Origin of the sequence: Microbispora sp. NPDC049633 (assembly GCF_040675265.1) — a bacterium.
GTDB classification, from domain to species: domain Bacteria; phylum Actinomycetota; class Actinomycetes; order Streptosporangiales; family Streptosporangiaceae; genus Microbispora; species Microbispora maris.
Window position 1 is genome coordinate 1 of record NZ_JBFAOO010000266.1, and the last position, 8258, is coordinate 8258.

General features: G+C 73.8%; 8 protein-coding genes. 4 read left to right on the top strand and 4 right to left on the bottom strand.

The window, feature by feature from the left end; genetic code table 11:
- Positions 1-79: 79 nt before the first annotated feature.
- Both AB0J39_RS36145 and AB0J39_RS36150 read right to left on the bottom strand, forming a co-directional pair.
- Positions 80-1156 (bottom strand): exo-alpha-sialidase, encoded by a 1077-nt coding sequence (locus AB0J39_RS36145; RefSeq protein WP_363473116.1) that lies wholly within the window; start codon positions 1154-1156, stop codon positions 80-82.
- 80 nt (positions 1157-1236) lie between these two features.
- On the bottom strand, positions 1237-2346 hold the full coding sequence (locus tag AB0J39_RS36150) for a globin domain-containing protein (protein ID WP_363473117.1): 1110 nt from the start codon (positions 2344-2346) through the stop codon (positions 1237-1239).
- A gap of 295 nt (positions 2347-2641) precedes the next feature.
- On the opposite strand from AB0J39_RS36150, the gene AB0J39_RS36155 reads away from it, so the two are divergent.
- Genes AB0J39_RS36155 through AB0J39_RS36165 form a run of 3 tightly spaced genes read left to right on the top strand, consistent with a single transcriptional unit; the run spans position 2642 to position 5106 of the window.
- Positions 2642-3337, top strand: a complete 696-nt coding sequence (locus AB0J39_RS36155) for a gamma-glutamyl-gamma-aminobutyrate hydrolase family protein (RefSeq protein WP_363473119.1) — start codon at positions 2642-2644, stop codon at positions 3335-3337.
- A gap of 39 nt (positions 3338-3376) precedes the next feature.
- Positions 3377-4324: an alpha/beta hydrolase gene (locus AB0J39_RS36160; RefSeq protein ID WP_363473121.1), complete on the top strand. Its 948-nt coding sequence runs from the start codon at positions 3377-3379 to the stop codon at positions 4322-4324.
- Positions 4321-5106 (top strand): enoyl-CoA hydratase/isomerase family protein, encoded by a 786-nt coding sequence (locus AB0J39_RS36165; protein ID WP_363473123.1) that lies wholly within the window; start codon positions 4321-4323, stop codon positions 5104-5106. The genes AB0J39_RS36160 and AB0J39_RS36165 overlap by 4 nt, the downstream gene beginning before the upstream one ends.
- Before the next feature lie 17 nt (positions 5107-5123).
- Here the strand turns inward: AB0J39_RS36165 and AB0J39_RS36170 are convergent, their stop codons facing one another.
- Both AB0J39_RS36170 and AB0J39_RS36175 read right to left on the bottom strand, forming a co-directional pair.
- Entirely contained in the window at positions 5124-6305 is a 1182-nt protein-coding gene (locus tag AB0J39_RS36170) for an acyl-CoA dehydrogenase family protein (RefSeq protein ID WP_346229669.1), read from the bottom strand.
- 38 nt (positions 6306-6343) lie between these two features.
- The gene (locus AB0J39_RS36175) at positions 6344-6934 is read right to left on the bottom strand and encodes a methyltransferase domain-containing protein (RefSeq protein ID WP_363473126.1); all 591 of its coding nucleotides are present in this window, start codon (positions 6932-6934) and stop codon (positions 6344-6346) included.
- A gap of 151 nt (positions 6935-7085) precedes the next feature.
- Between AB0J39_RS36175 and AB0J39_RS36180 the strand changes: the two genes are divergently transcribed.
- Positions 7086-8258: histidine kinase (locus tag AB0J39_RS36180; RefSeq protein ID WP_363473127.1), on the top strand; the 1173-nt coding region annotated here is incomplete at its 3' end.

An 8258-nucleotide genomic window follows, 5' to 3' on the forward strand; every position in this document is an offset into this window, starting at 1 on the left:
CGCTGGGCACCGTGTTACCCCCCCTGGGTGCGCCGCCGGGGCCGCCGGTTGTGGGCCCCCCCCGAGGCCGCGCTGCGGGTCAGAGGACGGCGGCCCGCACGCACAGCACGTCGGGCAGGTGGCGGGCGAGCAGCGACCAGCTCTCGCCCGCGTCGGCCGAGCCGTACACCTCGCCGTCCCGGGTGCCGAAGAACACGCCGGCGGGCCCGGCGCACATCGCGTCCCTGAGCACCGAGGCGTGCAGCGGGCCCTCGGGCAGCCCGGCGGAGAAGCCCTGCCAGGTGGCCCCGGCGTCGTCGCTGCGGAACACCTGGTAGCGGTGTCCGAGCGGGGTCCGGTCGACGTCGCCGTGCAGCGGGAAGACGTACAGCCGGTCGGGGTCGTCCGGGTCCACGGCGATCGGGAACCCGAAGTCGGAGGGCAGGCCGGACCCGATCTCCGTCCAGGAGTCGCCGAAGTCGTCGGACCGGTAGACCCCGAAGTGGTGCTGCAGGTAGAGCCGTTCGGGCGCGGCGGGATGCTGCGCCACCTTGTGCACGCACTGCCCGAACTCGGGATACTGCGCGCCCTCCGGGAGGAAGGGGGCGCGGATGTTCTTGTTGGACGGCCGCCAGGTGGCCCCCGCGTCGTCGCTGCGGAAGAACCCGACGGCGGAGGCGGCGACGCCGATGCGCCGCGGGTCGCTGGGATGGGGGATCACCGTGTGGAGGCACAGTCCGCCGCCGCCGGGCTGCCACCGCGGCCGGGTGGGGTGGTCCCACAGGCCGTCGACCAGGGTGTAGGTCGCGCCGCGGTCCTCCGACCGGAACAGCGCGGCGGGCTCGGCGCCCGCCCAGACGACGTCCGGCTCGGCCGGCGACGGCTGGAGCTGCCACACCCGGGCCAGCGCGGCCCCCGTGCGCTCGGGGAAGGCGACCGGCGGGGCCGGCGCCTCCTGCCACGTCTCGCCGAGGTCGTCGGACCACATCACCGACGGGCCGAAGTGGCCGTACTCGATCCCGGCGAGAAGGCGGGGCGTGCTTCCGCGGGTGTCGATCGCGACCGAGTGGATCCCGATCGTGGAGAACCGCACGGGCTCGACCTCGAATTTCCCGCCTCCCGAGGAGCGTGCGAGGAACAGTCCCTTTCGGGTGCCGATGGCGAGCAGTGCGGGCATTGGTCCTCCCATGTGCCGATTTCGATCGTGTTTTCGATTCGATCCTGCCAGGAAGCCCCCCTGCCCGCTCGCGGTTCCGGTCAAGCGGTGCTCTGGACCGGGTCGCGGTGGATCCGCGACAGCGGCACCCCCGAACACTGGAGGCGCCGCACGGTCTCGTTCACCATCGCGGGCGGGCCGCAGACGTACGTCTCGTGGTCGGCCCAGGAGTGGAACCTCTCGACCACGTCGGGGAGCCGGCCGCGCATCCCGTCGAAGGCGGGGTCGTCGGAGACCACCGGAATCACCCGCAGCCAGGGGAAGGCGGCCTCCATCCTCGCCAGGTCCGGCATGTCGTACAGGTCGCGCGCGTGGCGGGCGCCGAACAGCAGGTGGATGTTCGGGCGGTCGCCGGAGGCGATGACGTGCTCGACGACGGCCTTGATCGGCGCGAGGCCGGTGCCCCCGGCGACGCAGAGGATGTCCCGGTCGGACTCGGGCGGCGTCATCGTGCCCACGGGCGGGCCCAGCAGGAGCTGGTCGCCGACGCGGGTGTGGCGGACCAGCGCGGTGCTCACCCAGCCGCCCGGCACCGCGCGCACGTGCAGGCGCAGCGTGCCGTCGGGGCGGGGCGCGTTCGCGATGGAGAAGCGCCGCCACACCCGCGGCCATCTGGCCGTCTGGACCGTGACGTACTGGCCGGGAACGAAGTCCATCGGCTGCGAGGGCCGCAGCGTGAGCACCGAGATGTCCCGGGTGCGCTGCTCGTGGTCGGTCACCTCGGCCAGCCACCAGGGCGGGGTCGTCTCCGCGGTGGCGGCGTCGATCATGATTTTCGCCGCCATGGCGTACGCCTCGGTCCAGGCGGCCTCGATCTCCTCGGTCCAGATGTCGGCGGCGAAATGCCTGACGGTGGCGAGAAGGGCGCTGCCCACGGCGGTGTAGTGCTCGGGGGACACGCCGTACTTGCGATGGTCCCGCCCGAGCTGGGCGAGATAGGACGCCAGCCCCTCGGGGCTGTCGAGCATCCAGACGACCCTGGTGAGCGCGTTGAAGAGCCGGTCGCGCTGCACCTCCATGCCCGGCGGGAACATCCCCCGCATGTGCGGGCAGTGGGTGAACAGTCGTCCGTAGAAGTACCCCGCGGCCTTCCCGGCGACGGGTTCGACGACCGAGAAGCTCTCCTTGACGAGGCGCGGATTCAGCGGCATCAGTTGTGTCCCACCCTAGGGACCGGAATCGTGCTCCGGTCTGTCGATCCACCTCCCTGACGGTTCCGGGTGACGAGCGCCGGCGGCCCCGGCTCGACCGATCGCTCAACCGGGAGTGTTCCACTCGCTCCCGGGCGCCACAACCGATTCCCCGCAAGGCAACCGACTGTGAACACTTCGTTATTTATCGTGACGCTCACGCTGTGACTGGTGTGACTAGTGTGAAAATCGGCAAACAGAGGAAAGATCTGCGCCATGATGGGCCTGCCTGCTCGCACACCCCAGGAGATGGCCCATGGCGCGTCCCATCGTCGGCATCACCACCTACCTCGAGGCCGCGCGCTGGGGCACATGGGTCCGTGAGGCGGCGGTCTCGCCCCGGGCGTACGCGCGCGCGGTGGAGAAGGCGGGCGGCGCGCCGGTCCTGCTGCCGCCGCTGAGCCCGGTGTCCGCCGGCGACTACGTGCGCCGCCTGGACGCGGTCGTCCTCGCCGGGGGCGTCGAGGTGGACCCCGCGCTGTACGGCGAGGTCCCGGCCGACGAACCGGACGACGGGCTCGGCGCGCCGCAGCCCCAGCGCGACCGGTTCGAGACGGCGCTGGCGCAGGCGGCGGTGGAGGCGGACGTGCCGCTGCTGGCGATCTCACGGGGCATGCACGTGCTCAACGTCGCCCAGGGCGGCACGCTGATCACGTCGCTGCGGGAGGCCGTCGGCCACGACCGCCACGAGAGCGCCGGGCATGTGGTCACGGTCAGCGTGTCGAGCAGGCTCGGCAAGGCCGTCGGCGACCGCGCGGAGGTGGCCGGCGCGCACCGCCGTGCCGTCCGGCGGCTCGGCACCGGCCTGATCGCGGTGGCCTGGGCGGACGACCAGATCGTCGAGGCCGTCGAACTGCAGGGGCACCGGTTCGCGGTCGGCGTCCAGTGGCACCCCGAGCGCGGCGCCGACAACCGCCTCGTCGAGGCGCTGGTGGACGCGGCCCGCCCGTGATCTCCGGTGCCGCAGGCGGGCGCTGTTACTGTGCGGGGCATGGCGTTGCATCCCCAGGCTGAGGCCTACCTCAAGCTGTTCCCCTCGGATCTCGGCGTCGACGTCGCCTCCCTCACCCGCGAGCAGATCGTCCGGATGCGGTCTCTGGACGGCGTGGCCGGGCAGCGCGGACCGCGGATCGCCCTGCCGGAGGTCAGGGACGAGACGGCGGCGGGGGTGCCGGTCCGGATCTACCGCCCGGAGCCGGACGGGCGTCCGCTGCCGGTGCTCGTGTACTTCCACGGCGGCGGCTGGGTCTTCGGCAGCGTCGAGCGCAACGACGCCCTCGCCCGCGACCTCGCCCACCGGACCGGAGCGGTCGTCGTCTCGGTGGACTACCGTCTCGCGCCCGAGCACCCGTTCCCCGCGGCCGCCGAGGACGCCTTCGCCGTGGTCCGCGACGTGCACGCCCGCCCCGCCTCCTACGGCGCGGACCCCCGCAGGGTGGCGGTCGTCGGCGACAGCGCCGGAGGCAACCTCGCGGCGGTGGCGGCCTGGCTGGCCAGGGACGCCGGGCTGCGCCTCGTCCACCAGGCGCTGATCTACCCGGTCGTCGACGTCTCGGGCGACATGCCCGGCTACGTGACGTACGCGAAGGGGTTCGGGCTCGACGCCGCCGAGATGCGGTGGTTCATCGAGCAGTACGCGGGCGGGGCCGACCTCCGCGACCCCCGTCTCGCGCCGCTCCACCTGCCGGACAAGTCGGGCCTGGCGCCCGCGACGGTGATCACGGCGGAGTGCGACCCGCTGTGCGGCGAGGGCGAGGCCTACGCGCGGGCGCTCGCCGGGGCGGGCGTACCCGTGGAGTACCACTGCTTCGAGGGCGCCCTGCACGGCTTCCTCGGCCTGCCCGGGTTCTTCGACCAGGCGCTGGAGGGCCGCGATCTCCTCGCGGCCCGGCTCAGGGACGCGCTGCGCCTGCCCTCAGGACCGGGATCCGCGTCGTGAGGGAGTACGAGAAGCTGCGCACCGAGTGGGCGGCCGACGGCGTCCTGCGGATCGTGATCAGCGAGCCGTCCCGGCGCAACGCCGTGGACCGCACCGGTCACCGCGAGCTGGCCGAGATCTGGCGCGACGTGGACCGCGACGACGGCGTCCGGGCGGTGATCGTGCGCGGGGAGGGCGAGGCGTTCTCGGCGGGCGGCGACCTGTCGATGATCGAGGAGATGATCCGCGACCACGCCACGCGCCTGGAGGTCTTCGCCGAGGCCCGCGACATCGTCTACAACGTGCTCAACTGCTCCAAACCGGTCGTCTCCGCGATCCAGGGCCCGGCGGTGGGGGCGGGGCTCGCCGTCGCGCTGCTGGCCGACATCTCGGTCGCCGGGCGGACGGCCCGCATCATCGACGGCCACACCCGGCTCGGCGTCGCGGCGGGCGACCACGCGGCGATCATCTGGCCGCTGCTGTGCGGCATGGCCAAGGCGAAGTACCACCTCCTTCTGTGCGAGCCGGTCACCGGCGAGCAGGCCGAGGCGATGGGCCTGGTGAGCCTGTGCGTCGACGACGACCAGGTCCACGGCAAGGCGCTGGAGATCGCGACCCGGCTGGCCGCCGGCTCGGCCGAGGCGATCCGGCTCACCAAGCACGCGCTGAACAACTGGCTGCGCATGGCCGGGCCGTCGTTCGACGCGTCGCTGGCCATGGAGTTCCTCGGGTTCACCGGCCCGGACGCGGCCGAGGGCGTGCGGGCCCTGCGCGAGAAGCGCCCGCCCCGGTTCCGGTCCTGATCCCCGCGCGCGAGCGGTCAGAAGCTCCTCGGCAGGCCGAGCACCTGAGTGGCCAGATAGTTGAGCAGCAGTTCCTCGGTCACCGGCGCGACCCTGCCGATCCTCGCGTCGGCGAGCAGCCGGGCGACGGGATACTCCAGCGAGTACGCCATGCCGCCGTGGGTCTGGAACGCGGCGTCGGCGGCCTCCCACGCGGCCTGCGAGGCCGTCAGCTTGGCGATGTTGGCCTCGGTGCCGCAGGGCAGCCCGTTGTCGAACGACCAGGCGGCCTTGTACAGCATCAGCCTGGCCAGCTCGATCTTGGCCTTGACCTGCGCCAGCGGGAACGCGATGGCCTGGTTGGCCCCGATGGGGCGGCCGAAGACCTCCCGCTGCCTCGCGTAGTCCACGCCCACCCGCAGCGCGACCTCGGCGCCGCCGAGCGCACTGGCCGCCAGCAGGATCCGCTCCGGGTTCAGCACGTCCCACAGCACGGCCACGCCCCGGTCCACCTCGCCGAGCACGCTGGAGGCGGGCAGCCGCAGGTCGTCGACGAAGACCATGTTGGACGGCGTCGTGTTCGCGCCCATCTTCGGGATCGGCCGGTAGGACAGCCGCCCCGCCGCCACGGCCTCCGGCACGTTCACGAGGAACACCGTCAGCCCGTCCGTGCGCGGCTTCGCCTCCGCCGCCGGGATCGTCCGGGTGACGAGCAGCATCCAGGCAGCCCGCTGCACCCCGGTGATCCAGATCTTCTGGCCGTTGACGACGAAGTCGTCGCCGTCCCTGCGGGCGAAGGTCGAGATCGCCAGGGAGTTGGACCCGGCGTCGGGCTCGGTCAGCGCGAAGCAGGTCTCGATCTCGCCCGTGGCCAGCTTCGGCAGCAGCGCGGCCTTCTGCTCGGCCGTGCCGTGCCTGGCCAGCGTGAGCGCCCCGAACCCCGGCGTCAGCACGTACATGAACGCCGAGCCGCCGGCGGAGCCGGAGGCCGACAGGGTCTCGGTGGCCACGGCCAGCTCCAGCAGGCCCTGTCCGCCTCCGCCGTACTCCTCGGGCACGGCGAGGCCGAGCCAGCCGCCCTTGGCGAGATCGGCCCAGACCTCCTCCGGCCAGCGCTTGTCCGCCTCACAGCGCTGCCAGTAGTCCATGTCGTAGCGCGAGCAGATGTCCGCGATGCCCCGGCGCACCGCCTGCGCGCTCTCCGGCAGCGTGAAGTCCATGCCCGCCACTCTAGAACGACATTCGGCGGGCTGCGAGATCATCGGCGGGGGCGGCGCGCGTGGTAGACGAAGGCGGGGGGCAGGTTCCGCCACACCGTCCGCCCGGCCACCACCTCCTCGAACTCCCGGCCCAGCCTGCGGCGGAACCGCAGGGCCGCGGGCAGGGCGCGGGCGTGGACGTAGGAGAACGTCGTGAACGCGCCCCCCGGCGCGAGCGAGGCGACCACCGCGCGCAGCAGGCCCGCCTGGTGGGCAGGGGGAAACGCCGCCCAGGGCAGCCCGCTCACGATCACGTCGGCGGCGGCCACGCCCCGGCCGGCGAGCAGCTCCGGCAGCCGCACGGCGTCGTCGACCACCAGCTCGACCCCCGGACAGCGGGCGGCGAGACGGCCGGCCAGCCGCGAATTGATCTCGACCGCCAGGTGCCGTCCCCGCCCGCCGAGCCGGCGCTGGATCTCGGCCGTGAAGGGGCCGGTGCCCGGCCCGAGCTCGACCACGACGGGGTCGCCGCGCTCCGGCACCGGCACGCACACCGCCTCCGACAACCGCCGTGAGCTGGCCGCGACCGCCCCGGTCGCGGCGGGGGAGCGCAGGAACTGTCCGAAGAGGATCGCTGATTCGCTGGTCATGCCGCGACGCTAGGCCCGCGGCCAGGGCCCGGCCGCCCCCCCTCCGGACCGACGTGGCGGCCGGTCGGCGGGGCGGCACCGGCCAGAAGGAGGAGGGGGGTCCTCCGGGCGGAGGACCGGCCACCGCGCGGGCGGACGGTAGCGTTCCCTCATGCGGTGGCCCCCGACGCGCCCGATCCTCACCGGCAGGCCCTTGGCGTTCCCACGCGGGGCGGCCCTCGACATCGGGCTGGCGGTGTGCGGGACCGGGCTCGACGTGCTCGTCAGCGCCGGCTCCTGGAGCGGCTCCGTGCCCGTGTGGGTGGGCATGGGGTTCGCGCTGCTGGCCGGGCTGCCGATGGGCCTGCTGCGCCGGTGGCCCGGGGCGGTGGCCGTCTACCTGTCCGCGCTGCTGGTGATCTGCGACCAGCTCGGCGCGTTCACCGTCAACACCCTGCAGGTCCTGCTGCCGATCTCGGTGGGCGTGCTGGCCCGGTCGCGCGGCTGGCGCTGGACGGCGCCGGCGGCCGTGCTCGCCTCCGCCGCGACGGCGGTGAACCTCGCCGACCCCGGCGTCGCCCTCACGGGCAACACCTGGTTCTACTCCACCGGACTGATCGCGGCTCCCGTGCTGATCGGCCGCTATCTGCGCGGGCAGGAGGGACGCCGCAAGGAGGACCCGGCGCCGCTGCTCGACCTGCTGCTCGCGGGCGGCGGGGTCGCGCTGTCGGTGCTCACCACCTGGCCCTACTGGCACGGCGGCGCGGTGCCCGTGTGGGCGGTCGCGCTCGGGGTGATGCTCGCGGGGCTCGCCCTGGGCGTCGTGCGGCACCTGCCCGGCGCGGTCCTGCTGCTGGAGAGCGCCGCGCTGCTCCTGGCCGACCAATACGCGCCGAGGACCGGCAGCAGCCTGCAACTGCTCACCCTGGTGGCCCTCGGCGTCTTCGCGACCCGCGCCGCCTGGCCGTGGCTGGCCGCGGCGTACGCGCTGACCTGCTCGGTCGCCGCGGTCGTGGTCGTGGACGACCCCGCCGACATCACGCCTTTCCGGGTGGTCGCCCTGATGACGATGGTGACCGCCCCCGTGGCGATCGGCCGCTACGTCGGCGTGCGGCAGGCCCAGGCCAGGCACGCCGCCGAGCTGGCCGCGGAGCGGGCCAGGGCGGGCCGGCTCGCCGAGCGGGAACGGATCGCCAGGGACGTCCACGACATCGTGGCCCACCACGTGGGGGCCATGGTGCTGCGGGCGAGCGCCGCGCAGTACGCCGGGGCGAGCGGGCCGGCCGCCGAGGCGCAGGTCCTCGAGCACACGGTGGCCGGTGTCCCTGATGTCGGCCAGCGCCTC

Coding starts and splice junctions, on each gene's coding strand:
- AB0J39_RS36145 (WP_363473116.1), bottom strand. CDS start 1,156: ATGCCCGCACTGCTCGCCATCGGCACCCGAAAGGGACTGTTCCTCGCA.
- AB0J39_RS36150 (WP_363473117.1), bottom strand. CDS start 2,346: ATGCCGCTGAATCCGCGCCTCGTCAAGGAGAGCTTCTCGGTCGTCGAA.
- AB0J39_RS36155 (WP_363473119.1), top strand. CDS start 2,642: ATGGCGCGTCCCATCGTCGGCATCACCACCTACCTCGAGGCCGCGCGC.
- AB0J39_RS36160 (WP_363473121.1), top strand. CDS start 3,377: ATGGCGTTGCATCCCCAGGCTGAGGCCTACCTCAAGCTGTTCCCCTCG.
- AB0J39_RS36170 (WP_346229669.1), bottom strand. CDS start 6,305: ATGGACTTCACGCTGCCGGAGAGCGCGCAGGCGGTGCGCCGGGGCATC.
- AB0J39_RS36175 (WP_363473126.1), bottom strand. CDS start 6,934: ATGACCAGCGAATCAGCGATCCTCTTCGGACAGTTCCTGCGCTCCCCC.